This is a genomic window from Candidatus Accumulibacter contiguus, assembly GCF_012940005.1.
Classification (GTDB): Bacteria; Pseudomonadota; Gammaproteobacteria; order Burkholderiales; family Rhodocyclaceae; genus Accumulibacter; species Accumulibacter contiguus.
Genome location: NZ_SPMX01000080.1, coordinates 1 through 25,295, shown reverse-complemented (window position 1 = coordinate 25,295; position 25,295 = coordinate 1). Strand labels below are relative to the sequence as shown.

Genomic DNA, 25,295 nt, shown 5'->3' with positions numbered 1-25,295 from the left:
TGGAGTTGAGGGAGGCTACACTCGGCGAACGGTCTTCTGGATCATCAGGTGTCAATGGCGGTGGAAACCCGCGTAAACCTGGCGCAGAGGTGTGACGGGCCTAGCGCTTGGCGAGTTTCTGTCGGCGAACCAATCGAATTGTTTAGGGCGACTCGGAGATCGATGGCGCGGCAGAGCCATGGCAGGTCGATGCCCGATCGGCGATTGGCAGTGAAACGGGGATGACAAGGGTGTTCGAGACGCGGTAAAAAGAACCCGCCAAGAAGAACGAGCACGACACCGGCCCAAACCACCAAGTTCACACCGATGCCGTACCCCACACCGTGCTCGGCACGGGTGCAGGGAGAGAATTCCACGAAAACGTCGACTTCTGCTGCGCCTTCACCAGCCCGAAGCCAGCAATGGCGGTCGTTTCCAGCCGATGGGTTGTAGTTGTGAATTCCCGAGTTCGACACTTTGCGCTTGCAAGAGTCGAGCGGTTTGAGATCCCAGGTTGTCCTTTTGCGGTCCTTTTCACCGTGAAGCGGCCTCACCTCGATGGTCCATCGCTCCCTGCTTGAATGCCTATGTGATGAACAACCGGAGAATTGCTAAGCATTCGGCACGCTGTATCAGGGAAGCTCATGGGTAATCAGAATCGCTCGGAAGTCATTGACGTTGGTCAGCGTCGGCCCGGTGATGACCGAGTCGCCCAAGGCTTCGAAGAAGCCGTGGGCGTCGTTGTCATCCAGGCTGACGAGCGGCTTGATACCCTTGCCCCAGGCGCGAGCCAGGCTGTCCGGTGCGAGCCAGGCGCCGGCGATCTCTTCCTGGCCGTCCACCCCGTCGGTGTCGCCGGCGATGGCGTGGATGCCGCGATGCCCATTCAGCGCCACGCCCAGGGCAAGCAGAAACTCGACGTTGCGCCCGCCGCGCCCGTTGCCGCGCACCGTCACCGTCGTCTCCCCGCCGGAGAGCAGGACGCAGGGCGCTGCGAAGGGCTGGCCGCGACCAGCGACCTGCAGCGCGATTCCGGCCATGACCTTGCCCACGTCGCGCGCCTCCCCTTCAATGGCATCGCCCAGGATGTGCGCCGCCACGCCGGCTTGGCGTGCCACCGCAGCGGCGGCTTCGAGTGCCATCTGCGGTGTCGCGATCAGGCGCGTTTCGACTCTGTCCAGACGCGCGTCGCCAGGTTTGATCGACTCGCCGCGGCCATTTTCGAGGATGTCGAGCACTGCTGGCGGTACGGCGATGCCGTAGCGGCGGATGATCGCCAGGGCGTCGGCGCAGGTGGTGGGGTCAGCAACCGTCGGACCGGAGGCAATGTCGATCGGGTTGTCGCCGGGCACGTCGGAGATCATGAGGTTCACCACGCGCGCCGGATGGCAGGCCGCCGCCAAGCGCCCGCCCTTGACAGCCGAGAGGTGGCGGCGAACGCAGTTCATCTCCGAGATCGAGGCGCCGGATTTGAGCAGGGCTTTGTTTACACCCTGCTTGTCCGCCAGGCTCAGGCCCTCGAACGGCAGGGCGAGGAGCGACGAGCCGCCGCCCGAGATCAGGCACAGCACGGTATCGTCGGCGCTGAGTCCCTGCACCAGGGCGTGGATGCGCTGCGCTGCAGCGACTCCGGCGGCGTCCGGTACCGGGTGAGCGGCCTCGACGATTTCGATGCGCTGGCAGGGAACGACGTAGCCGTAGCGAGTCACCACCAGTCCCGACAACTCGCCCGGCCAGTTCTCCTCCAGCGCCTTGGCCATCGCCGCAGAGGCCTTGCCGGCACCGATCACGATCAGTCGGCCGCGAGAGGGTTCCGGCAGATGCAGCGGGATGCAGTGCGCCGGCTGCGCGGCGGTGATTGCCGCTTCGAACATGTGGCGCAGCAGTCTGCGGGCTTCATTGGTCTTCATCGTTCGTCTCCTGATCAGGCAGCCAGTTGCGGGCGCTGCGTGGGCAAATTCGTTTCTTCCAGGCTGCTGGCTGCCTCGTCACCCTCGTACAAGGCCTGCAGGTCTTCGGGATCGCTCTTGCCGTCGAGCACCTGGTTGAGACGCTCCCGGTCCACCGAGCCAACCCAGCGGGCGATCGCCACCGTGCCGACCGCGTTACCGATGGTGTTGGTGATCGCACGGGCTTCAGACATGAAGCGATCGACGCCGAGCAGCAGCACCATGCCGGCGACGGGTATCTTGCCCATCGAAGCCAGTGTCGCCGCCAGAGTGATGAAGCCCGAACCGGTCACGCCTGCCGAACCCTTCGAAGTCAGCAGCAGCACGCCCAGCACCAGCAGTTGGTCGGTCAGAGTCAGTGGCGTGTTGGTGGCCTGAGCGATAAAGATCGCCGCCATAGTGTAATAGATACACTGTCCATCGGGGTTGAAGGTCAATCCTGAAGGCACGACCAGGCCGACCACCGGCTTCGAGATGCCGGCATGCTCCAGTTTCCGCATAAGCTGCGGGACGACCGACTCGGACGAACTGGTACCGAGGACGGTGAAGATTTCGTCCTTGATGTACTTCAGAAACTTCCAGAGGCTGAAGCCGGAGAGTCGGGAGATGCCTCCCAGCACGAGGACAACGAACAGAAAGCAGGTCAGGTACATCGTGGCCATCAACTTGCCGAGCGAGACGATCGATCCGAGTTGACGACCAGCAGGCCAAGCGCCAGCGCAAAGGTCGACAGCACCTCGAAGTAGATCAGCGCCCGGACACCGACGCGGCCGAGTTCCTTCATGTTTTCCATGCGGGCAATGCCCAGTACCACGGTGGCAAAGATGATCGGTGCGAACACCATCTTGATCAGCTTGATGAAGACGTCACCAAGCGGCCTCAGGTCGGTTCCGATGTTCGGGGCGACAACGCCCAGAATGATGCCGGCAGTCACGCCGATCAAGACCTGGACATAGAGTTTTCCGAAAAAGCGGCGAATCATGATGTCTCTCCTTCCTCTTCCGAGGCGATAAGTGGCCCCACAGCTCTGGCATGGCTGTGTTGAAGCCGAATGGGTGACGCCTTGACGACAAGCCCGGCGCGTCAGGCGGTCGCGCCGGGCTGGAACGACGGTCAGGCGGCCTGGCGCTCGGCGCTGACGGCCAGGTGATCGCACACGGCCCGGGTGACTTCGGCAGTAGTTGCCTTGCCGCCGAGGTCGCGGGTATGTAGCGCCGGATCGGCGGTGACGGTCTCGACGGCCTGCATCAGGCGTTTGGCAGCCTCGGCTTCACCGAGGTGTTCGAGCAGCATCACGGCCGACCAGAAAGTCCCCACCGGGTTGGCGAGGCCCAGGCCCATGATGTCGAAAGCCGAACCGTGGATCGGTTCGAACATCGACGGATAACGGCGCTCGGGGTCGATGTTGCCGGTCGGCGCGATGCCCAGGCTGCCGGCCAGGGCCGCTGCGAGGTCGCTGAGGATGTCGGCGTGCAGGTTGGTGGCGACGAGGGTGTCGAGCGACGCTGGACGGTTGACCATGCGCGCCGTAGCCGCATCGACGAGTTCCTTGTCCCAGGTGACGTCCGGGAACTCGCGGGAGATCTCGGTCGCGATCTCGTCCCACATCACCATGGCGTGGCGCTGGGCGTTGGACTTGGTGATCACCGTCAGCAGCTTGCGTGGCCGCGATTCGGCCAGGCGGAAAGCGAAGCGCATGATGCGCTCGACGCCGACGCGGGTCATCATCGAAACATCGGTGGCGGCCTCGATCGGGTGGCCCTGATGCACGCGACCGCCGACGCCGGAGTATTCGCCTTCGGAGTTCTCGCGCACGATCACCCAGTCGAGATCCTCTGGCTTGCAGCGCTTGAGCGGGGCGTCGATGCCGGGCAGGATGCGGGTCGGGCGCACGTTGGCGTACTGGTCGAAGCCCTGGCAGATTTTCAGACGCAGTCCCCAGAGCGTGATGTGGTCGGGGATGTCGGGGTCGCCGGCAGAGCCGAAGAGAATGGCATCCTGGTTGCGCAGTGCATCCAGTCCATTGTCCGGCATCATCACGCCGTGCTCGCGAAAGTAGTCACCGCCCCAGTCGAAGTTCTCGAACTCGAAGCGGAAAGTGCTGTTCGAAGCGGCCAGCGCTTCGAGAACCTGCTGACCGGCGGGAACGACTTCCTTGCCGATGCCGTCGCCGGGAACCGTGGCAATGCGATAGGTCTTCATCATTTGTCTCCTGTCTATGAGGTGGTGGGGGGGTGGCACGGTGCGTACTATAGGAACTCCACAGGCTCCTCGAGTCAGTTGTTGACGCGCATCCGGTCGTTCGTCGACTTTCTCTCGGAAGCGTTTACCAGGCTCGGGAAAAGCTCGGACTAAAACCTGGAAACTCTCTGCCGATGCAGACAGGCCGTCGCGCGACTTAAATTGGAATGGATCTGAGCGCGGCAGCCGAAACAGCAGGATGTAAGGGGAGAGGCCGCTTGTTTCAGACAGCTGAGACGTCGTTTCTCGCTCGTCGGCGCCCAGTGACGAAAATCCCCTCCATCGTGCCGTGCTGATCTCGTCTGAAAGCTATTGGCAGATTCTTCGACTCAACACCGAGAGCGCCAATCTGCTACCGTTCGCCCTAGGGCGAGATGTCCAGGTGCAGACCACATGCTCGAGATTGAGCAGGCCGAACGCACTTCGATCTCGCTCAACTCACCGAACAATCGGAGTTGCTTTTCGCATCTTCACTCGCTACAGGAGTCCCTCGTGAAACGCCTTATCGGACTTTGCTTCTTCATCGTCGTCACCACGGCCCTCCTCAACACTGATGCAAATGCCGCAGAGCCAGCTCTGAAACTCGGTGTCGGGCTGTTCCAACCAGACAAGGAAAAGAACGATGCCACCTACCGCCCTCTGGCGACTTATCTTTCGAACAAGCTCAACCGACCGGTAGAACTACGCACGGTCGATAGCTGGGAAGGCCTGGCCAAGTCGCTGGCCAACGGCGAGACCGACATTGCCCTGATGGGACCATGGGGCTATGTGCTGGCCAATCACCAGGCAGGAGCGCAGGTGGTGTCCACGATCCTCTACGACGGCAAGCCTGAATATTTCGCCATCATGGTGACCCACCCGAACTCCGGCATCAACCAGCCAGCCGACCTCAAGGGCAAGACTTTCGCCTTCGGTGACAAGGGTTCTACCTCCGGTTACCTGATTCCGCTGCACTATTTCATGACCCAGGGCATCGACCCCGAGCGCTATTTCAGCAAGGTGCTATACACCAAGCATCAGGCGATCGAAACTCAGGTCACCCAGGGGATACTAGACGCCGGCGCAGACTACAACCGTAACCGCAATGCGATGATCGAGCAGGGTCTGATCAAGGCCGAGCAATCGAGGATCATCTGGCAATCCGCGCCATTGCCGAACGATGCTGTTGCTGTCAGCAAGGCCCTGGCCGCCGACAGAGCCTTCGTCATTCGTTTGCAAGCGGCGCTCAGCGAGGTCGGTGATGTCCTGAAGACCGAGCCAAAGCTTCTGCCGCCGCATTACACCGGCTTTGTCAGCCGCGACAACAATTTCTACAAGCCGATTCGCGATGCCGGCCTGGCAACAGGAATCCTGCAGGCGAAATGAGGATGGTGCGTGTCTCGCGCTTTGCCGATCGATTCGGCGGCCGGCTCGGCTTTCTTGGACTGGCCCTGGCTTATGCCATACTGGTGATCGCTTGTCTGGGTTCGCTCGCTGACGAAGGCGAATTGACGCTGGGGCGAAATCCCCTGCACAACCTGATCAAGACCGTCGGCGAGTTTGCCCGGCCGAGTTTCCTGGATGTCTGGTTCGGCAAGCCGAATCTCGAATACCACAGCGACGACGGCACACTGTTGCGCATCGAAAACCGCCAGGAGGTCGAACTCGGTTACCTCGCCGGGCTCGCGCGAGCGACATGGACGACGGTGCGCATTGCTACGCTAGGCTCATTGCTCGGCGCCGTGCTGGCCTTGCCGCTGGCGGTGCTAACCGCGCGCAACCTGGCGGCGTCGCGGCCGCTGTTCTGGCTGGCCAAGGCGATCCTCGATGTCGCACGCTCGATACACACGCTGGTGTTCGGGCTGGTGCTGGTTGGCATCGTCGGCCTCGGGCCGACTGCCGGCATTCTCGCCATCGCGCTGCATTCCATGGGCAGCTACGGGAAGTTGTTCGCCGAAGCCATCGAGTCGCTGGACATGGCGGCCATAGATGCCGTGCGCAGCGTCGGGGCCGGGCCGGTGCAGGTATTCTTCAACGCCGTCTGGCCGGCAGTGTTGCCACAGTTCGTTTCCAGCCACCTCTACCTCTGGGAATTCAACATCCGTGACTCAACCATCCTGGGAATCATCGGCGCTGGCGGCCTTGGCCTGCTGATCAGCGAAGCGACTTCACTCTTTCAGTGGGGCCGGTTATCGACCGTGCTGCTCGTGATCATCGTCCTGGTCGCCGGATTCGACGCCCTCAGCCGGCGAATCCGCAAGGCGCTGCTATGAGCCGACCCTGCGTTTCTCTTGAATCGGTGCTGTGCGCGGTGCACGGCCGTGCGCTGCTGGAAATCGACCATCTCAGCGTCGCAGAGGGCGAACGCGTCGCCATCGTTGGCCACAATGGCGCTGGCAAATCGACCCTGCTGCGCCTTTTGAGCGGCTTCCTGCAACCGGTTCACGGCAGCGTGGAAGTACTCGGCCGAACCCTGGACCGGCCATTGCCGCCAGGCGAGCTGCGCGCGCTGCGCGTGGAAGTCGGCCAGGTGATGCAGGGCATTCATCTTGTAGGCCGGCTGTCGGCCCTGGAAAATGTGCTCATCGGTAGCCTCGGATGGATCACCGGCTGGCGTAGCTGGACGCGCTGCTTTCCGGCCAACGAAGTGGCTAATGCGGAGGGTGCACTGCGTGCCGTCGGCCTTCTGGCGCGCGCCGATACCCGAGCCGACCGGCTGTCTGGCGGCGAGCGGCAGAAGATAGCCATCGCCCGGCTACTGATGCAGCGTTCGCGGCTAATTCTCGCCGACGAACCGACGGCAGCCCTCGACCCGTCCGCGGCGAGCGACGTCTGTCGACTGCTGGTCAACGCCGCCGCCAATGCCTCCCTGATCACCGTCGTCCATAACCCATCGCTGCTGCCGCTGCTGGCCGATCGGGTCATCGGCCTCAAGATGGGGCGGATCGCCTTCGATCTGCCGCCGGCCATGGTCGGCGAGCAGAAACTCGTCGAACTGTATCGACCAGACATGGGCTCGAATCGAACGTACTGGGGGGCTTCGGCCATTCCAGGCTCAGAGGCTGGGGTGGAGGCGTTTTCATGAGCGATGTTGCCGGACGAGCCTGCCCTGTTCGCTACTGCCCCCCACCAGTACTCACGTGCCCCGATAACGAGTTGTGATCCAGGGTGCGATTGCACCACCGTCCACGACCGACACGCCTGGCTCGAAACGCGATTGCCGCCAGGCGAATGCCGGACTATCATCTCGTATGTCATCGAGCCTGGGAACCTGCCATGCCCACCCTACGGAAGATCCGCGAACGCGCTGCCGTGCCTTATCACCGCTGGTCGGTGGAGGAGTTTCATCGCATGGCCCAGTCCGGTTTGCTGGATGAGACCGACCGCGTTGAGTTGATCGATGGAGAACTGGTGGATATGGCGCCGATAGGCAGCAGGCATGCGTTTCTCGTCGACCGTTTTGCCGAGTGTCTCGGCAGCGGCCCTTCCGCCAGTTATATGGTGCGGGCGCAGAACCCCATCGTCCTTGACGAACGGAGCGAACCGCAGCCGGACATTGCCCTCGTCAAACGCGCCAACTATGCCGACCGACACCCGACAGCCGCTGACGTCCTGTTGATCGTCGAGGTTTCCGACACAACCCTCGAATACGACCGCGATGTCAAGCTTGCGCTCTATGCGCGCCAGGGCATTCCCGAGGTCTGGCTGTGTGATGTCAAGGCCGGCAAATTGGCGGTCTATCGCGAACCCATCGAAGGGCAGTACCGCCTAATGCACATGCCCACGAACTGCGAAACAGTAGCACCGCTGTGGGTGCCGGGGGTCTGGGTTGCATTGGCGGACGTGCTGGCGTGAAGGGAATCACGAGCCGGGCGCCTTCTTCTCGCCCATGCAGGGGTGTGAGCTTGTCCCGCTAACGCTGGAAATCACATCCGGCAAGGATGCTACAACCGGATAAGGAACGTTTCAAAAACAATTTGCGAAAGCTGATCAATGGAATCCCACCGTTTTTCCAGTCCAGCAATGAATTTCCGCAGGTTGTTTTTTGAACGTTCCTAAGAGGGCTGCGTACAGGGGATCTTTTCAGGCGGCAGCCAGCGCCTGCTCCAGATCGTCGATCAGGTCGTCGATATGTTCGATGCCGACCGAGAGACGAATCATTTCCTCGGAAACGCCCGCTTTGGCCAGTTCTGCCGGAGCCAGTTGGCGGTGCGTGGTCGATGCCGGGTGGCAGGCGAGTGACTTGGCGTCGCCGATGTTGACCAGCCGGGTAAACAACTGCAGCGCATCCTGAAAGCGAGCGCCGGCCTCCGCAGCACTGCAGTCGGTGCCCTGGACGCCAAAGGTGAGAATCCCGGAAGCCTTGCCGTCCATGTACTTCTGCACCAGCGCGTGGTCTGGATGATCGGGAAGGCCGGCGTAATTGACCCATGCCACCTTGGCGTGGCCCTGCAGATAAGCGGCGATCTTTTCGGTGTTGGCGCAGATGCGGTCCATGCGCAACGGCAGCGTCTCCAGGCCCTGCAGAATCAGGAAGCTGTTGAACGGCGAGATGGCGGCACCCATATTGCGTAGCGGTACGACGCGCGCGCGACCGATGAAGGCAGCCGGCCCCAGGGCTTCGGTGTAAACGACCCCGTGGTAGGACACGTCCGGCTCGTTGAGACGCCGGAATTTCACCTTGTGTTCCGCCCAGGGAAAGCGCCCGCTATCGACGATCATGCCGCCGATCGAGTTGCCATGGCCACCGATATACTTGGTCAGCGAGTGGACGACGATGTCGGCGCCGTGCTCGAAGGGACGGCACAGATAGGGCGAAGGGACCGTGTTGTCCACAATCAGGGGCAGACCATGGCGGTGCGCAATCTCGGCGAGTGGTTCGAAGTCGGTAATGTTGCCAAGCGGGTTGCCGACCGACTCGCAATATATGGCCTTGGTCTTGCCGTTGATCAGTTTTTCGAAACTGGGCGGTTCGGCCTGGTTGGCAAAGCGCACCTCGATACCGTACTGTGGCAGGGTGTGTGCGAAAAGGTTGTAGGTACCGCCATACAGGGTTGCCGCCGAGACGATATTGTCACCCGCTTCGGCGATGGTCATGATCGCGTAGGTGATCGCCGCCTGGCCCGAGGCCAGCGCCAGTCCGCCGATGCCGCCTTCCATCGCGGCAACGCGCTTTTCGAGGACATCCTGGGTCGGATTCATGATGCGCGTGTAGATGTTGCCGGCCACCTTGAGGTCGAACAGGTCGGCGCCATGCTGGGTGCTGTCGAAGGAATACGAGCTGGTCTGGTAAATCGGTACGGCGACCGCCTTGGTTGTCGGTTCGGGACTGTAGCCGGCGTGGACGGCGAGCGTTTCTAGCTTCATGCAGGTTCTCCCTGGGGGTTGGCGCTTGGGCAAGGATCGATCTTAGCATCTCGGATGGCCCACTTAGATGCCGGGGAACTCTCCATTGCCGATGCGCACGCGATCGCCGCTGCGCCACAGCGGTGCTTGCGATTCGTTGACGGTGCGCATGCTGCCATCGTGGAGGCGAACGGTGACCTGGTACAGTGGACTGCCGCTCCCCTTTTTCGTCAACTCGCGCACGTCGACTACGGTACCGCAGTCCCGGCAAGCGCCAACAGCAGGTCGGCTGTGGTTGACGTAAAGCGTGTTCTCCTGTTGCGAGTCTTTCGCTATCGGCCTGGTGCCACGGTTAGTGTGGTAGGAGCTGGAAGTCGCAATGGATCGCCCCTTGCCGGCGACTGCTGCGGTCGGTCGAGTGGCGACACTCTTGCTTGCCTGGCTTGCGGGAGCTTCGCTGACGGTATGCACCGTGACCCTCGAACCGGCAGGGATGTTCAGCGTCGCGGACTTTTCCGCGGGCGTAGCGCTGGCGGTCGGCGTGGGCGCGCTGGTCACTTGCGGTGCCATCATGGGGCTCGGCAGCCAGCCCAGCAGCGCCGCGACACTGGTGAGGCTGAGCAGGGTGACCGAGGCTGCGGCAACGAGAATCATCGGGTGGGTGCTTGGGGACTGGTTTTCCATACCCTGGATTTCCTGGAAAAAAATCGCAGTGTAACGCTTTGCGGGCAGCCGTGGAGGGCGACCACTGCGCAATTTTCACGCTCAGGCTTGACGGAGGATTCACCTGTCGCTGCGCCACCGCTGGCTGCGGCCACGCAGCAGGAAGCGGCCGGGATCGACGGCGTTGACCAGGTCGTCGGCGAGCGGCAGTGGCGCACCGGTGATCAGGCAGGCCAGCAGTTCACCGGCGAGCGCCGACCAGACGATGCCGCGGGCGCCAAAGCCGTTGATCAGGTAGAGACCTGGCAGGCGCGGCATGGCAGCGAGCAGCCGCGACGGATACGCCGGATCGATGGCGGTGGCGTCGGCCAGTGCGCCGATCATCGGCAGACGATCCGGCGACAGCGGGCGGAAGCCGACGCGGCCGCCGAGTTGCGCCGGGTCGATGCCATGGCTGTAGCCTGGCAGGATGAAATCGAGTTTGGCCAGGTTTTCGGCATGATCGGCCTGGCGCAGCGCGCTTTCCTGGTCGTCGACACAGAAGGTCGCGCCGGCGCAGCGCAGGCCGTCGATTGCCGGCGTCACGTAGCCGAGGCGGCAGACGACAATGGCCGGCGGCGAAGCCGTCGCGGCCGGCAGATGCGAAACCTGCCCGCGCGCAGCGCGCAGCGGCAGATGCGCGGCGGGGGCAAAGCATCGGGCAGCCGCTGCGTTCGCCAGAATCAGCACCGGTGCTGCGGCGATGAGCTTGCCAGCGGCGTCGCAGGCCTGCCAGAGATCCGCCTGCTGCCTGATTTCTGCGACCTGGCATCGATAGTGCGGCCGGATCGCCGTCGCGTGACGAGCCAGGTTGGCCCGGCAAAGCGAAGCGGGATCGACCCAGCCGCCAGTGGGGAACCACCAGCCGCCCTTGGCGACCGGCCAGCCGGCCAGCTGGCTGGCTTCGTCACGGTCGACGAAGCGCAACTCATCGGCTGCAGGCTGCTGGATTTCGACCACCCGCTGCTGCGTCGCGGCGTGTTTGTCGTCGCGCGCCAGATGCAGCACACCAGTACGACCCCAGCGCAGCGGCAAGCCGGCGGCGGTCAGCGACTGGAGATGCGCATGGGCGTGGACGAAACCGGCCCGCGTCAGTCGTGCCAGGCGGTTGTGATCGAGCGAGGGCAGCGGGCGCAGAACGCCGGCGAGATTACCCGAAGCGCCCTCGCCGGGCGCGTCGGCGCGCTCGATCAGATCGATCGTCCAGCCGCGTGCCGCCAGCCGCTCGGCGGCACTGCTGCCGGCCAGACCGGCACCGATGACGATCGCGTGCTGTGGCATGCGCCGGGAGTGCCGGTCGATGAGCACTCTGGCTAGCTGCAGTTGCCTACTCCGGCCGCATCTGCGGAAAGAGGATCACGTCACGGATGTTTGCCGAGTCGGTCAGCAGCATCACCAGCCGGTCGATGCCGACACCGCAGCCAGCGGTCGGCGGCAGGCCGTATTCGAGGGCGCGGATGTAGTCGGCGTCGTAGTACATCGCTTCCTCGTCGCCGGCTTCCTTGGCTTGCGCCTGTTCGAGGAAGCGTGCCGCCTGATCTTCGGGGTCGTTCAACTCGGAGAAGCCATTGGCGATCTCGCGGCCGGCGATGAACAACTCGAAACGCTCGGCGACCTCGGGGTTGCTGTCGCTACGGCGCGCCAGCGGGCTGACCTCGGCCGGGTAATCGATGATGAAGGTCGGATCCCAGAGATCGGCTTCGGCAGTCTCCTCGAAGAGCTTCAGTTGCAGCGCACCGAGCCCGGATTCTGCAGCGACCTCGACCTTCATCGCCGTCAGTTTTGCACGCAACCAGGCGGCGTCGCCGAGTTGTGCGATGCTGTAGCCGGGATGGAACTGACGGATCGCTTCGATGATCGTCAGACGGGCAAAGGGCTTGGCGAAGTCGATGCTGCGGCCCTGGTATTCGAACACTTCGCTGGCCAGCGCCTCGCGTGCGCTGTGGCGCAGCAGTCCTTCGGTGAAGTCCATCAACTGGCGGTACTCGGAGTATGCCTCGTAGAATTCCATCATCGTGAATTCGGGGTTGTGGCGCGGGCTGAGCCCTTCGTTGCGGAAGTTGCGGTTGACCTCGAACACCTTTTCGAGGCCGCCGACGACGAGGCGCTTGAGATACAACTCCGGCGCGATGCGCAGGAACAATTGCATGTCGAGCGCGTTATGGTGTGTCGCGAAGGGGCGCGCCGTCGCACCGCCAGGGATCGGGTGCATCATCGGCGTCTCGACTTCGAGGAAGCCGTGATGGATCATGAAGTTGCGGATCGATTGCACGATGCGGCTGCGGACCACGAAGGTGAAGCGGGATTGCTCGTTGGTGATCAGGTCGACGTAGCGCATGCGGTACTTCTGTTCCTGGTCGGTCAGGCCGTGGAACTTTTCCGGCAGCGGTCGCAGTGACTTCGAGAGCAGTCGGATCTCCATGCACTGCACGGTCAGCTCACCCGTACGGGTGCGGAACAACGTGCCGACGGCACCGACAATGTCCCCCATGTCCCAGCGCTTGAATGCTGCATAGGTTTCATCGCCAACCTGGTCACGGCTGACATAGGCCTGGATGCGGCCGGAGAGGTCCTGAACGGTGATGAACGAGGCCTTGCCCATCACCCGTTTGAGCATGATGCGCCCGGCGACCCGGACGGCGACCGGCGCCGCGGCGAGTTCCTCAAGCGTTTTGCTGTCGTAGAGATCGTTGATCTTGCCGGCAGTATTTTCGCGCGCAAAGTCGTTCGGGAAGGCCTGGCCGCTCTGCCGCCATTCGGCGAGCTTGGCACGACGATCAGCGATGAGGTGGTTTTCGTCCGGCTGCAGCGCAGGGTCGGGGAGGTTTTCGGTCGGGGACATGATGGGGTTTCGCGATCAGTACTTGTCGTGAAAGTCGCTGAGCGACTCACGACGCCCCCCCTCTCCCGCCAGCGGGAGAGGGGTTGGGGGGTGAGGGAAACAGGCATGGCGTCGGCTTGCATCATTCGGAGTGGCATTCTTCGCCATGACCGTTGGTCGGGTTGGGCATGCGGCTCAGACACCCTGTTTCAGGCTGGCTTCGATGAACTGGTCGAGGTCGCCGTCGAGCACGCCCTGGGTATTGCCGACTTCGACGTTGGTGCGCAAGTCCTTGATCCGCGACTGGTCGAGCACATAGGAACGGATCTGGTGACCCCAGCCGATGTCGGATTTGGCGTCTTCGAGCTTCTGCTGCTCGGCCTGGCGCTTGCGCATCTCGGCTTCGTAGATACGCGATTTCAACATCGCCATTGCCTCGGCACGGTTGCGGTGCTGCGAACGGTCATTCTGGCACTGCACGACGATGTTGGTCGGCAGATGCGTGATGCGCACCGCCGAGTCGGTCTTGTTGATGTGCTGACCACCGGCGCCGGAAGCGCGGTAGGTATCGATGCGCAGCTCGGCCGGGTTGATGTCGACTTCGAATGAATCGTCGATTTCGGGGTAGGCTGTCACCGAGCAAAAACTGGTGTGGCGGCGTGCATTCGAATCGAAGGGCGACTTGCGGACCAGTCGATGGATGCCGGATTCCGAACGCAGCATGCCGTAAGCGTAGTCGCCGGTGAGCTTGATGCTGGCCGTCTTGATGCCGGCGACTTCGCCTTCCGATTCCTCGAGCACTTCGACCGCGTAGCCCTTGCGTTCGCCGTAACGGATGTACATGCGCAGCAGCATCGCCGCCCAGTCCTGTGCTTCGGTGCCGCCGGCGCCGGCCTGGATGTCGACGAAGCAATTGAGCGGGTCGGCCGGGTTGTTGAACATGCGCCGGAATTCGAGGCCGGAAACTTCCTTCTCGATGGCGTCGACATCGGCGATGACCGCGTTCAGCGTGTCGTCGTCATTCTCCTCGCGCGCCATCTCGAAGAGATCAGTGGCGTCGCGCAGGCCATCGCCGACACGGTTCAGCGTCAGCACGACGTTTTCCAGCAAGCGCTTCTCGCGCCCGAGTTCCTGCGCGCGCTCGGCGTTGTCCCAGACCTTCGGATCCTCGAATTCGCGTGCGACGGCCTTTAACTGATCGGCTTTCTGATCGTAGTCAAAGATACCTCCGCAGTTCGGTGGTACGCTGACCGAGGTCGGCGAGCCGGTTTTCGATGAGGTTGAGCTGTTCGGCTTCCATACTGGACCCTGCTTGCTTGATGAATGGACTGTGCATTATATACGTGCAGCGAGCCGAACCGGGCGGGCAGGCAAGAGTAGGCAGGTGTAACGTCATCCTGGCGCCACGCCATTGGCCATGCGGATGGCCGGAAAGAAGAATCCACCACCTGTTCATCATTTCGCCCACTTAGTTGAGCACGGGAGTTTCACGAAGTGCAGTTTCGGTGATCTGCTGGACTTCTTCCAGGGTGGTAACGGCCAGGGCATCCCTGGCGACCGTTTCCATCTGTTCGATGGTCATCTGTCGCAGGAAGCGGCGGATACCCGACGCCTGGAAAGGGTTCATGCTGAAGTTCCGGACCCCCATTCCCACCAACAGGCAGACGGCCGCCGGAATTCCTGCTGCTTCTCCACACACCGAGAGGTCAATCCCCTGATTCAGGGCAGTCCGCACCACATGGTCTGTCGCCCGCAGCACACTGGGATGCAGGAACGCCAGTGCGCCAGGAGATTCCTGTGACTGGCGGTCCGTGGCCAGGATGAAATGGGCGAGATCATTGGTCCCGATGGATACGAAATCGACCATCTTCACGATCTCACGGATATAGATCACTGCCGCCGGGGTTTCGATCATGGCACCGATGGCTACCCGCCTGGCCAACTGCTCGACTTCGATCAACTCGGCGACCCGATGGCGTGCTTCCCTCAGATCGGCCACCCCAGTGACCATGGGAAACATGATCCGCACATCACCCAACCGCGCGGTGCGGAGGATGGCCTGAAGCTGGGTGCGGAACAGGGTTTTCTCGGCTAGGGAAAGTGCCAGGCCACGTCCGCCCGTCCGGAAAACAAAATCACTCTCGGTGCGCTTGAATTGCGGGATTTTATCCCCGCCAAAATCCATCGTGCGGATGACGACGACAGATGGATCAAGCGTCGCAGCCACCGCGGAATAGGCCGCAAGCTGCTCGTCGAGAGTGGGCGGCTCGGCGACATCGAGAAAGAGAAACTCGGACCGGAAAAGGCCCACGCCATCCAGCCGATACTCCGACACCAGATGCGCTTCATCCGGTCTGCTGATGTTCGCATACAGTCCGATGCGGATGCCGTCCCTGGTAGTGGGCTCCTGCTCTGGGTCGGCTGCCGCCGCGGACTCGTGCGTGGCATGTTGGCTCCGGCGCTCCGCGAAAAGCTCGGATTGAATCCTGGACGGTGCGACGGTGACCGTGCCGGCTTCTGCATCCACCAGCAGGTGGTCGCCCGTTGCCAGCAGCGCCGTGGCATCCTTGATGTCGCTGATCGCCGGGATGTTTCTGGTGCGGGCAAGAATTGCGACATGTGACGCGGCACTGTTACGCTCGGTGACCAGGGCCACCAGATTGACGCGATCGAGCTGGAATATGTCGGACGGCAGGAGTTCGGTGACGACGAGTATCGTGCATGGCGGAAGTGAAGCCAGATGGTTGGCTGGTGGCTCGCCGGAGACCCCGAGATTGCGCAGAACCCGACGACCAATGTCACGGATGTCGGCACTGCGCTCCCGAATGGCGTCCTGGGTCGACCCGTCCAGGCTCTCGGCCATTTCCCGAACTTCTTCCGCAACAGCCTGTTCGACCTGGATCAGATCCGCACGTACGCGCTGCTTGCACACCTTCCAGAACTCGGTGTCGTTGAGCATGGCCAGGTGTACGTCCAGCAGGGCGCTCTCCGCCGCGGCCATATCGCCGATGAGATGCTGCTGTCTGTTTTCCAGCTCCCGGATCGCAGCCGCCAATGCGCTGTCGAGCCGGTCGATCTCAGCCTCCACATCGTCCTGTGTGATCGGCTGCTGCTCGAAGGTCGATTCGCCTTCCGATGGCAGGTAGATCCACGCCACTCCGTCCGCCATGCCAGGGGAAATTCCCCGCCCTTGCAGGGTTGCACTCGTCATCCGGGCAAAGGCGCGCAGTTGGCTCACCTCGCGTTCCCTTGCCGTAGCCGTCTTCGTCAAACCTCTGGTCCGTGCCGTGGCTTCACCGACCAGATACGCGTACAGCAGCATGGCGGCGATCTCGATCACGGCGTTGATGTCGGCAATGACAAGCGATGCGTCGGTCCCCCAGGGAAATTCAAGACCGATCCTCAGTACGGGCAGCGTCATCGCCAGACCATATGCCAGATATCGCTGGCTACGCCATGCTGCCAGGCCCACCGGAAGGACATAGATGAGTGGGAATTGGATCTCGGTGCCGGTGACGATGTCGATCCACAACACGAGCGCCGCCAGGAGGAGGCTGGACAGCCTGGCATATCTTTTTTGGATCCTGTCCAGGCATCGCAGGGCGCGCGGCATGCGCCTGTTCATCTCCCATACTCTGGAGGCGGCGGAGGCGGATTGCCCGGTGGCGGTGGCGGTGGCGGCGGGTAGTTGTCAACCGGTGGCTGCTGGAGAAGCATCGGTGCAGATGACCGAGGCTGCGTGAATGTGCCGGAGACGGGAACATTCTCACCCCTGGCGTACATGCACTGGACGTAGGCGTGGTCGTAGCGTCGCTGGTTGCCGTAGGCAGAGGTCCGGGCGGTATCCGTGCCGGCCAGGCTGCCGATGAGGAGCCCGGTACCGGCGCCTACGCCTGCCCCGTCACGTCCACCGATTGCCGCACCGACAATGGCACCGAGCAGGGTACCCAACACGGCGCTGCGTACGCCGGCGTCGCTGGCTGCCTGTTCCGCTGTGGCACCACCCACCTGGCTGAGCGCATATTGCCTGCATTGGGCATCATCCAGGCGAAACTCGTCGAAGGTCTTGCCCGTGCCTGGAAGGGCCATGACGCTTGGACCGGTCGGTAAGCTGACACAACCGCCGATCAGCGTCAGACCCGATAGGGCGACCGCAGTGGCCAATAATGATTTCATGTCGATCCCTTCTGGTCGGGGTCAGGGTTGGCCCGGAGGCTGCGATGGCACCGCCTGCCAGCCGCTGGGACACTCCCTGAGGTACGGATAGTAGCTCTTGGCAGCCAGGCAATAGTACCAATAGTTCGTCTGCGGGGCTGCTGCCGGTGCAGTCTGAAACGCCAGAGGTAGGGTCGTCTGTTGCTAGGTGGGCAAGCGGGCAGCAGTACGGGCAATGTACCGCCTGGAACATTTACACACAACCCGGCTGTCCCAACATTTGTCTCTAGAATGTGAGGACATCGCAGCCATGTCAGGATTGTCGGTTGCGCCGACGTTGCCGAGCGCATCATTTCTTTGGCCAACTGGTCTCGCTGGCTGGCACCTGGATGCAGCAGATCGCCATGATCTGGTTGGCCTATCGCCTTTCCAACTCGGCCTTCGTGCTGGGAACGATTGGCTTCGCCAGCCAAATCCCGATCCTGATTTTTGCCTCGATCGGAGGGGTATGGACCGACCGCCTCGACCGGCGGCGGCTGCTGATGTGGACACAAGCGCTGTCGATGCTGCAGGCCATCGTACTGGCTGCCCTGGCCTGGCAAGAATGGGTTTCGCCCGGACTGCTGATGGGTCTTGCGTTATTCTTGGGCTGCATCAATGCCCTGGACGTTCCGGCTCGACAGGCGATTGCGATTCAATTGGTGGACGATCCGGATGACCTGCCGAATGCGATCGCACTCAATTCGCTGCTGATGAACAGCGCTCGCTTCGTCGGTCCGGCACTCGCCGGATTCGTCGTCGCCGCCGTTGGCGAGGCCATCTGTTTCCTGCTCCATGCCCTGTCCTACTTGGCCGTGCTCATCGCGCTGGGAGCAATCCGGATTACCGTCCTGCCCAATCGGTCGATGCCCACCCCGGACGGGTCTTCCCCCGTAGCTGTTTAAGTGCTTGAAAACATTAGTACCGTTACATGCCTACAAATGAGCTAAGTGCTTGAAATTATTAGAGCGAGGGGGGAAGATCCGCCGGAGGCGCTTCAACAAGGCCTTGGCCGCTTGCGGGGCAATCACGCTGGTCGCGGGAATGATGTATCGCCATCTGGCCATCCGGGGAAACCGCAAGATGCGCCGATTCTGACGCTGGCCGCAACCTCGCCGTGACGGGTGATTAGCGATGCTCGTAAATCACGAAATCGAAAGCAGGGATACTCCCGGGAGTGGCAGCGGCCGGCGCTTGGACGTTTCCGGTGCGACGGGAGACTTCCCGCCACTCGGCAAGCGAAACTTCGGGGAAAAATCGGTCACCCGGCGCATTCTCGGCGACTTCGGTCAGGTACAGACGTTTGGCCAGCGGCAGGGTCTGACGATACAGTTCTTCACCACCAATGATGAAGACCTCAGCGACTTCGCCTGCCAGAGCAATCGCCTCTTCCAGCGAACGGGCCGGCGTTGCTCCGCTGGGCAAGTAACCGGGGTTGCGGCTGACGACGATGTTGTGCCGTCCGGGCAATGGGCGAAAGGCTGTCGGCAACGATTCCCAGGTCTTTCTGCCCATGATCACCGGCTTGCCGCGAGTCGTTTCGCGAAAATTCCGCAGGTCTTCCGGCAAATGCCAGAGTAATTGCTGGTCCTTGCCAATCGCACGGTTGCTGGCAACGACAGCAATCAGCGAGATCCTGGGGAGCAGTCCTGCTACTGCCGGCGCCTGCACACGCATCGGCCTGCAGGCCTAGACAGCAACCGCAGCAGCGATGTGCGGATGAGGATCGTAGCCTTCGAGCACGAAATCCTCGATGCGGAAGCTGAACAGATCGCTTACCGCTGTTTGCAGTCGCATCGTCGGCAAGGCACGCGGAGTACGCGTCAGCTGCAGGCGCGCCTGTTCGAAATGATTGCTGTACAGGTGTGCATCCCCAAGTGTATGCACGAAATCGCCCGGCCGGTAGCCGCAGACCTGCGCCAGCATCAAGGTCAGCAGCGCGTAGGAAGCGATGTTGAAGGGTACGCCGAGAAAAATGTCGGCGCTGCGCTGGTAGAGCTGGCAGGAAAGCTTCGCCCGGTGATCCGCATCGGATGCGGCAGCCGGTGCGACGTACAACTGGAAGAGCGCGTGACACGGTGGCAGCGCCATGCGCTCGATGTCACCCGGATTCCAGGCGGTGACCAGGTGGCGGCGCGAATCAGGGTTGTTCTTCAGGCCGTCAACGAGTTGCGCGATCTGGTCGATTTCGCTTCCCTGCGCAGTCTGCCAGTGACGCCACTGCTGGCCATAGATGGGACCGAGATCACCGTTCCGGTCGGCCCATTCATCCCAGATGCGGACGCCGTTGTCCTGCAGGTAGCGCACGTTGGTGTCGCCCTGCAGGAACCACAATAACTCGTGGATGATCGATCGCAAGTGCAACTTCTTGGTGGTCAACAAGGGAAAACCGGCACCAAGGTCGAAACGCATCTGCCAGCCGAATACCGAGCGCGTGCCGATACCGGTGCGGTCTGCCTTGAGGGTACCCCGTTCGAGGACGTGCCGCATCAGGTCGAGATACTGCTGCATGCTGTGTGCCTGTCGATCTGCCAGAGCGCATTGTAAATCGGTAATCGGTACTGCGGCGTCGCCTTTCGCAGGGCAGCCACTATTGATCGGCAGGGATTGTGCTCCTGGTTTACAATTCCCCGTCTCAACCCGGTAATCCGTTCCAAGTCTGGATCTCAATGCGCATCCATCTGTTCCCGCAACGTCCTGACCATCCCCTCGCTGACGCCAAGGAGTTGAAGCGGATCCTCGCCGAGCTGCACGTCGATAAGGCAGCCAATGCCGTGGATGAACTGACGAGCTGGTTTGATTCCTTGAAGCACGCCAGGAACTTTCGCCTTGACCACTACTTTGACGTGCTTCGCCAGCTCGATGATGCCGGGCAGCCACATCTGCGGCGCCTGGCGCGCGACTACCTGTACTCGTCATACCTGTCGAGGCGCGAACAGCAACGGCTATGGGAGCGGAGTTACGGTTATTGGGCGGCGGTCGCTGCGCTCTACGACCTGTGCACCACACGCGCTCGACTCGAATCCAAGGACAGAGGAACGGATGCCTTCAAAATCTCGCTGCCTCTGGCCGACGCGCGCTTGCAGGCCGCCCTTCGGACATGCATCAAGTGGCTAACGTATCGCTACGAGCCGATTGAGAAAGATCTCTGGAAAGGCCTCGGGAGAACCGTTCTGGCGGCCGAAGCGGCTGGCCACGCACAGAAGCCGGTACCGCTGTATCCCGGCCCCATGAGCTCGAGCAGTGTCGCCCAGCAATATCTGCACGCCCTGGTGTTCTCTACCTCTTCGATGGATAGCTTGGTACCGCAACAGATCGAACTGGCTGATCGACTGATCGCACATTTCCTGCCCGCCTTTGTGTGTTCGCCGGATTGCCGAGCAGGGAGCATATATTGGGTCGACGCGACAAGGGGCTCGGCACCGGCGCGGCTGGCTCGTCAACCCGGCGCGGCAAGACCCGGCCTGCGCTTCTTCTCGCCGGGGCAGGCGCTCGCTGGACTCGAAGAATTGATCCATGTGGTCGAACGCGACGAGGTTCCGGCCAGCCTCAATCTCGGTGGTGAATTTACGCAGAAAGCCTTGCTGCCGGTATTGCGCCATTTGCGCGTTTGCTGGGCACTGCAACCGCCACAGCGACGCCATCAGCGCCATACGGTAGCGACGCGAATGGCCGTGTTGCCGGGTTTCGACCACAGCTATACGGTCTTTTCTGGCGCAGCGGCGAGTCTGCAAGCGGAGGCGCAAAGCTGGGTCGTCGAAAACGTCAGCCTCGGAGGGCTGCGCACCTGCTTCGACGATTCATCGACCGACCGGATCACGCTGGGCTCGCTGCTCTGCATGCAAGTGGAAGGTGGCGATAACTGGCTGCTGGGAATGGCCAGGCGCTTCAACCGACTGGCCGGTGGACGCGCCAACCTGGGTGTGCAACTGCTCGCGCGGCAGGCACAGAGCATTGAGCTGCGACCACGCCGCAGTGGTTTCTCGGCAGCCGTCGCCATTCCCGGCATCTGGTTGCACGATGGCGAAGTGCCTGGCATCGTACGCATCGTGCTGCCCCTGGGGAGCTTCAGTGTGCGCGAGACCCTGGATTTCAGCCAGGATGGCCGTCTCCATCTGCTGACTCCGATGGAGGTAGAGTCAACTGGCAGCGACTACGAGATTGCTCGGTATAACGATCAGTCACCTGCCTGACTCCGCTTTGGTAGAATGCGCCTTTGACCCGGTTGCGCCAAAGCCAATGACCCGCAAGATTCTCGTCACCTCCGCCCTGCCGTATGCGAACGGCGCAATCCACCTTGGTCATCTGGTCGAGTACATTCAGACCGACATCTGGGTACGTTTCCAGAAAATGTGCGGACAGGAATGCTGGTACGTCTGCGCCGACGATACACATGGCACGCCGATCATGCTGCGTGCCGAGAAAGAGGGAATTACTCCGGAGGCGCTGATCGAACGCGTACATGGCGAGCATACGCGCGACTTTGCTGGCTTCCACGTCGGTTTCGACAACTACGATACGACACATTCCGAGGAAACCCGTGCCTGCGCCAACGAAATCTACGCGCGTCTGCAGGCGGCCGGCCTGATCGAGACACGCACCATCGAGCAGTATTACGACCCACTCAAGCAGATGTTTCTGCCAGATCGTTTCATCAAGGGCGAATGCCCGAAATGCGGTGCGCACGACCAGTACGGTGACAACTGCGAGAGCTGTGGCTCGGCGTATACCGCCAACGAGCTGAAAAACCCCTATTCAGCGGTTTCCGGCGCCAGGCCGGAGCTGCGGCAATCGGAACATTTCTTTTTCCGGCTGTCGGATCCACGCTGCCAGGCTTTTCTACGGCGCTGGACGCAGGGCGAGGGTCGACTGCAGAACGAAGCGGCCAACAAGCTGCAGGAATGGCTCGGAAGCGAAGGCGAGAACAGGCTCACCGACTGGGACATCTCGCGCGATTCACCGTACTTCGGCTTCGAAATCCCCGACGCTCCCGGCAAGTACTTCTACGTCTGGCTCGACGCGCCGATCGGCTACATGGGCTCTTTCCGGAATCTCTGCACCAGGGAAGGCCTCGATTTCGACGAGTACTGGCGGCCGGATTCGACCGCCGAACTATATCACTTCATCGGCAAGGACATCCTCTACTTTCATGCGCTGTTCTGGCCGGCGGAACTCGAAAATGCCGGCTACCGTACGCCAAGCAAGGTCTTCGCACATGGTTTCCTGACCGTCGATGGCGCCAAGATGTCCAAGTCGCGAGGCACCTTCATCACCGCCGAAAGCTATCTGGTGCAAGGCCTCGACCCGGAGTGGCTGCGCTACTACTATGCAGCCAAACTTTCGGGTTCGATGGAAGACATCGACCTCAACCTCGACGATTTCATCGCCCGTGTCAATTCCGACCTGGTCGGCAAGTTCGTCAACATCGCCAGCCGCTCGGCCGGCTTCATCGTCAAACACTTCGCCGGCCAGCTGTGCACCTGTGACGAATCGCTGCCGGCGATCCAGGCCATCCGCGAACGTCGGACGGCGATCGCCGACCATTATGAAGCGCGCGAATTCGGCAAGGCGATCCGTGAGATCATGGCCCTGACCGACCTTGCCAATCAGTACATCGACAGCGTCAAGCCCTGGGAACTGGCCCGGCATGCGGGTCGCGAAAGCGATTTGCAGGTCGCTTGCAGCAACGCCCTGAACCTCTTCCGGCTGTTCGCGATTCTATTGAAGCCGGTATTGCCGGCGCTCGGCGCCAAGGCAGAAGCCTTCCTCAATGTCGCCCCCTTGGTCTGGGAGGACAGCAACACGGTCCTCGCTGCCGGGCATGCGATCAACGCTTATCGGCACCTGCTGACACGCGTCGACAAGAGACAGGTCGATGCACTGCTTCTGGCCAACCGTGAATCTCTGGCGTCACCCCCACAAGCCGCCCCGCAGAAGCACGCCGAGCGGCAGGAGAAGGCGGCCACCGTCGCCGTCGCGCAGGCTGCCGTCGGTGCCAGCACCGGGCCGCACATCAGTATCGACGATTTCATGAGCGTCGACCTGCGCATTGCACGCATCAGCGAAGCCACACCAGTGGAAGGCTCCGACAAACTCGTTCGCCTGCTGCTCGACGTAGGCACGCTCGGCACCCGGCAGGTCTTTGCCGGCATCCAGGCCACCTACGATCCGGCCACGCTGGTCGGCCGGCTGACGATGATGGTGGCCAACCTGGCGCCGCGCAAGATGAAGTTCGGCCTGTCTGAGGGCATGCTCCTGGCCGCCTCCGACCCAGACGGTCAGACACCGGGTATCTTTCTGCTCTCACCCGATGCCGGTGCAAAGCCCGGCATGCGCGTCAAGTAAGCCGGCATGGACAGCCGACAGCAGCTGAACTCCGGACGCAAACGAATGCCCAAGCAACGCTGCCAGCATGGTCGACGGCAGTCCCCTTTACACTTCACTCCCGATAAGGAATCCACATGACAAGCACAGTAACGCTAGGCGGCAAACCGTTTCAGGTCCATGGCAGCTTCCCGCAAAAGGGCGAGACAGCACCGGCCTTTACGCTGGTCGGCAAGGATCTGGCCGACGTTTCGCTAAGCCGTTTTGCCGGCCAGCGCAAGGTTCTCAACATTTTTCCCAGCATCGACACGCCGACCTGCGCCACCTCGGTGCGCAAGTTCAACGAAATGGCAGGGAGGTTGAGCAATACGGTGGTACTCTGCATTTCTGCCGACCTGCCCTTCGCGCAGAGCCGCTTTTGCGGTGCCGAAGGACTGGACCAGGTATTGACTTTGTCCTGCATGCGCGGTCGCGATTTTCTCGAAGCCTACGGCGTGGCCTTGAGCAATGGTCCGCTGGCGGGGCTGGCGGCGCGTGCGGTGCTAGTTCTCGATGCCGACGACCACGTGCTGCACAGCCAGTTGGTTGCCGAAATCAAGGACGAACCCGACTACGCCGCCGCGCTGCAGGCGCTGGCCTGATCCCTGCAACAGGCCAATGTCCGAGACCATCAGCACTGAACCGACCAAACAACGACAAGGTATCCAGTCGATCGAAGTCGGCACGCGCTTGCTGCGGGCGCTGGCGGCCGGCAGGCGGTCGATGATGCTGCGCGACGTCGCCCGTAACGCCGGCATGCCGGCGGCCAAGGCGCACCGCTACCTGGTGAGCTTCATGCGCATGGGGCTGGTCGAACAGGACGCGAATACCGGCCGCTACGATCTCGGAGAGTTTGCGCTCGAACTCGGGCTCGCAAGTCTGGCGCGGCTCGATCCCGTGCGACTGGCAGGGCCAGTGCTCGACGACCTCTGCGAACGTAGTGGTGAAACAGTGGCGCTCGCCATGTGGGGCAATCACGGCGCTACCTGTGTGCGCTGGGTCGAAGCCGGCGGCCCGGTGACGATCACCCTGCGAACCGGCGTCGTGCTGCCGCTGACTTCGTCGGCCACTGGTCTGGCTTTCGCGGCTTTCTATCGTTCGCCGTATCTCAGGAAAATGCTCGACGCCGAAGTGCGGGCGACTGCCGAGGCAAGCAATGCGCAGCCGGCAGCGGTATTCGAAGCGCTCACCGGGCAACTCGACGAAATCCGCAGCCACGGCATCTCGCGCGCTTCGGGCAGCGTCACACCGGGGATCAATGGCTTCAGCGCCCCAGTCTTCGATCACAGCGGACACATGGTCGCCGCGATCACCTCGCTGGGCATCATGGGGAACTTCGGAACGCCCACGAAATAACTTCCCGGTTTTATGCTGTTGAATTTGGCAGGATGGTGTAATTCCATGGGGGCAGTAGTGCATCGGCGACGATGCGCAGGGATGCCTTGAGATCAAGCGCCGCTTTCCGTCCGGTTTCGTAGACGCGATCGATAATATCGACGGTGACCTGAAGTCCAGTTCGAGTCTGGGTACGCTCGATCAGTTGTTTGACCAGAGGCACGCTTTCAAATACGACGCCTTCGCAAGCGCGCGTGACATGGGGGAAGACGCGGTGCTCAATCGGATTGTGCTTGGAGCAATACGGCGGGAAGTGGGCGATCCGAATTTCCANCTTGAGCCGATTGGCAAGCGCTTGCAAGTCCTGCTGAAACAACGGCGAGCGT

General features: G+C 62.0%; 21 protein-coding genes and 1 pseudogene. 9 read left to right on the top strand and 13 right to left on the bottom strand.

What is annotated here, in order from left to right:
• Positions 1 to 611 precede the first annotated feature (611 nt).
• From E4Q08_RS20995 to E4Q08_RS20985, 3 genes and pseudogenes are all read right to left on the bottom strand, one after another.
• Positions 612 to 1,889 (bottom strand): glycerate kinase type-2 family protein, encoded by a 1,278-nt coding sequence (locus E4Q08_RS20995; RefSeq protein ID WP_169071806.1) that lies wholly within the window; start codon positions 1,887 to 1,889, stop codon positions 612 to 614.
• A 14-nt stretch (positions 1,890 to 1,903) separates the two neighbouring features.
• Positions 1,904 to 2,910: pseudogene (locus E4Q08_RS20990) on the bottom strand (cation:dicarboxylate symporter family transporter).
• Between the two features lie 131 nt (positions 2,911 to 3,041).
• On the bottom strand, positions 3,042 to 4,130 hold the full coding sequence (locus E4Q08_RS20985) for a tartrate dehydrogenase (RefSeq protein ID WP_169071817.1): 1,089 nt from the start codon (positions 4,128 to 4,130) through the stop codon (positions 3,042 to 3,044).
• Positions 4,131 to 4,661: 531 nt separating this feature from the next.
• Between E4Q08_RS20985 and E4Q08_RS20980 the strand changes: the two genes are divergently transcribed.
• The 4 genes from E4Q08_RS20980 (at position 4,662) to E4Q08_RS20965 (ending at position 8,003) form a co-directional block, all read left to right on the top strand.
• Positions 4,662 to 5,534 (top strand): phosphate/phosphite/phosphonate ABC transporter substrate-binding protein, encoded by an 873-nt coding sequence (locus E4Q08_RS20980; RefSeq protein ID WP_308240193.1) that lies wholly within the window; start codon positions 4,662 to 4,664, stop codon positions 5,532 to 5,534.
• Positions 5,531 to 6,421: a phosphonate ABC transporter, permease protein PhnE gene (gene phnE / locus E4Q08_RS20975; protein WP_169071804.1), complete on the top strand. Its 891-nt coding sequence runs from the start codon at positions 5,531 to 5,533 to the stop codon at positions 6,419 to 6,421. Before E4Q08_RS20980 ends, phnE begins: the two co-directional genes overlap by 4 nt.
• On the top strand, positions 6,418 to 7,233 hold the full coding sequence (locus E4Q08_RS20970; RefSeq protein WP_169071803.1) for a phosphonate ABC transporter ATP-binding protein: 816 nt from the start codon (positions 6,418 to 6,420) through the stop codon (positions 7,231 to 7,233). Before phnE ends, E4Q08_RS20970 begins: the two co-directional genes overlap by 4 nt.
• A 191-nt stretch (positions 7,234 to 7,424) precedes the next feature.
• Positions 7,425 to 8,003, top strand: a complete 579-nt coding sequence (locus E4Q08_RS20965) for a Uma2 family endonuclease (protein WP_169071802.1) — start codon at positions 7,425 to 7,427, stop codon at positions 8,001 to 8,003.
• A 228-nt stretch (positions 8,004 to 8,231) separates the two neighbouring features.
• Here E4Q08_RS20965 and E4Q08_RS20960 read toward each other — a convergent pair whose 3' ends face one another.
• From E4Q08_RS20960 to E4Q08_RS20930, 7 genes are all read right to left on the bottom strand, one after another.
• Positions 8,232 to 9,515, bottom strand: a complete 1,284-nt coding sequence (locus E4Q08_RS20960; protein WP_169071801.1) for an O-acetylhomoserine aminocarboxypropyltransferase/cysteine synthase family protein — start codon at positions 9,513 to 9,515, stop codon at positions 8,232 to 8,234.
• Between the two features lie 63 nt (positions 9,516 to 9,578).
• The gene (locus E4Q08_RS20955; RefSeq protein WP_169071800.1) at positions 9,579 to 10,178 is read right to left on the bottom strand and encodes an RAD23 family protein; all 600 of its coding nucleotides are present in this window, start codon (positions 10,176 to 10,178) and stop codon (positions 9,579 to 9,581) included.
• Positions 10,179 to 10,277: 99 nt separating this feature from the next.
• A complete protein-coding gene (gene mnmC1 / locus E4Q08_RS20950) occupies positions 10,278 to 11,504 on the bottom strand; it encodes an FAD-dependent 5-carboxymethylaminomethyl-2-thiouridine(34) oxidoreductase MnmC1 (RefSeq protein WP_308240192.1) in 1,227 nt (408 codons plus the stop codon).
• A 19-nt stretch (positions 11,505 to 11,523) separates the two neighbouring features.
• A complete protein-coding gene (gene lysS, locus E4Q08_RS20945; protein ID WP_169071799.1) occupies positions 11,524 to 13,038 on the bottom strand; it encodes a lysine--tRNA ligase in 1,515 nt (504 codons plus the stop codon).
• Between the two features lie 174 nt (positions 13,039 to 13,212).
• Positions 13,213 to 14,317, bottom strand: a protein-coding gene (prfB, locus tag E4Q08_RS20940) for a peptide chain release factor 2 (RefSeq protein ID WP_169071798.1) whose coding sequence is annotated in 2 segments (ribosomal slippage) — positions 13,213 to 14,235 and positions 14,237 to 14,317 — 1,104 coding nt in all. Because the reading frame shifts where the segments join, the coding sequence is not laid out codon by codon here.
• Between the two features lie 168 nt (positions 14,318 to 14,485).
• Positions 14,486 to 16,552: a phosphoenolpyruvate--protein phosphotransferase gene (gene ptsP / locus E4Q08_RS20935; protein ID WP_169071797.1), complete on the bottom strand. Its 2,067-nt coding sequence runs from the start codon at positions 16,550 to 16,552 to the stop codon at positions 14,486 to 14,488.
• An 86-nt stretch (positions 16,553 to 16,638) separates the two neighbouring features.
• The gene (locus tag E4Q08_RS20930; protein ID WP_034919838.1) at positions 16,639 to 17,193 is read right to left on the bottom strand and encodes a glycine zipper family protein; all 555 of its coding nucleotides are present in this window, start codon (positions 17,191 to 17,193) and stop codon (positions 16,639 to 16,641) included.
• Between the two features lie 305 nt (positions 17,194 to 17,498).
• Here E4Q08_RS20930 and E4Q08_RS20925 point away from each other — a divergent pair, with 305 nt between their 5' ends.
• Positions 17,499 to 18,116: an MFS transporter gene (locus E4Q08_RS20925; RefSeq protein ID WP_169071796.1), complete on the top strand. Its 618-nt coding sequence runs from the start codon at positions 17,499 to 17,501 to the stop codon at positions 18,114 to 18,116.
• Between the two features lie 223 nt (positions 18,117 to 18,339).
• On the opposite strand, the gene E4Q08_RS20920 is transcribed toward E4Q08_RS20925, so the two are convergent.
• Positions 18,340 to 18,888, bottom strand: coding sequence for a dihydrofolate reductase (locus E4Q08_RS20920; RefSeq protein WP_034919837.1), 549 nt, complete (start codon positions 18,886 to 18,888; stop codon positions 18,340 to 18,342).
• Between the two features lie 12 nt (positions 18,889 to 18,900).
• The gene (locus E4Q08_RS20915) at positions 18,901 to 19,722 is read right to left on the bottom strand and encodes a thymidylate synthase (RefSeq protein WP_034919835.1); all 822 of its coding nucleotides are present in this window, start codon (positions 19,720 to 19,722) and stop codon (positions 18,901 to 18,903) included.
• Positions 19,723 to 19,880: 158 nt separating this feature from the next.
• Between E4Q08_RS20915 and E4Q08_RS20910 the strand changes: the two genes are divergently transcribed.
• The 4 genes from E4Q08_RS20910 (at position 19,881) to E4Q08_RS20895 (ending at position 24,930) form a co-directional block, all read left to right on the top strand.
• Positions 19,881 to 21,404, top strand: coding sequence for a cyclic-di-GMP receptor FimW-related protein (locus E4Q08_RS20910; protein WP_034919833.1), 1,524 nt, complete (start codon positions 19,881 to 19,883; stop codon positions 21,402 to 21,404).
• 46 nt (positions 21,405 to 21,450) lie between these two features.
• A complete protein-coding gene (gene metG, locus E4Q08_RS20905; RefSeq protein WP_034919831.1) occupies positions 21,451 to 23,556 on the top strand; it encodes a methionine--tRNA ligase in 2,106 nt (701 codons plus the stop codon).
• A gap of 116 nt (positions 23,557 to 23,672) precedes the next feature.
• Positions 23,673 to 24,176, top strand: a complete 504-nt coding sequence (tpx, locus tag E4Q08_RS20900; protein WP_034919830.1) for a thiol peroxidase — start codon at positions 23,673 to 23,675, stop codon at positions 24,174 to 24,176.
• Positions 24,177 to 24,192: 16 nt separating this feature from the next.
• The gene (locus E4Q08_RS20895; protein WP_169071795.1) at positions 24,193 to 24,930 is read left to right on the top strand and encodes an IclR family transcriptional regulator; all 738 of its coding nucleotides are present in this window, start codon (positions 24,193 to 24,195) and stop codon (positions 24,928 to 24,930) included.
• A 10-nt stretch (positions 24,931 to 24,940) separates the two neighbouring features.
• Here the strand turns inward: E4Q08_RS20895 and E4Q08_RS20890 are convergent, their stop codons facing one another.
• Positions 24,941 to 25,270 carry an ISAzo13-like element transposase-related protein gene (locus E4Q08_RS20890; RefSeq protein ID WP_443984460.1) on the bottom strand — a complete coding sequence of 110 codons (330 nt, stop codon included), beginning with the start codon at positions 25,268 to 25,270 and terminating at the stop codon, positions 24,941 to 24,943.
• Between the last annotated feature and the right edge of the window lie 25 nt (positions 25,271 to 25,295).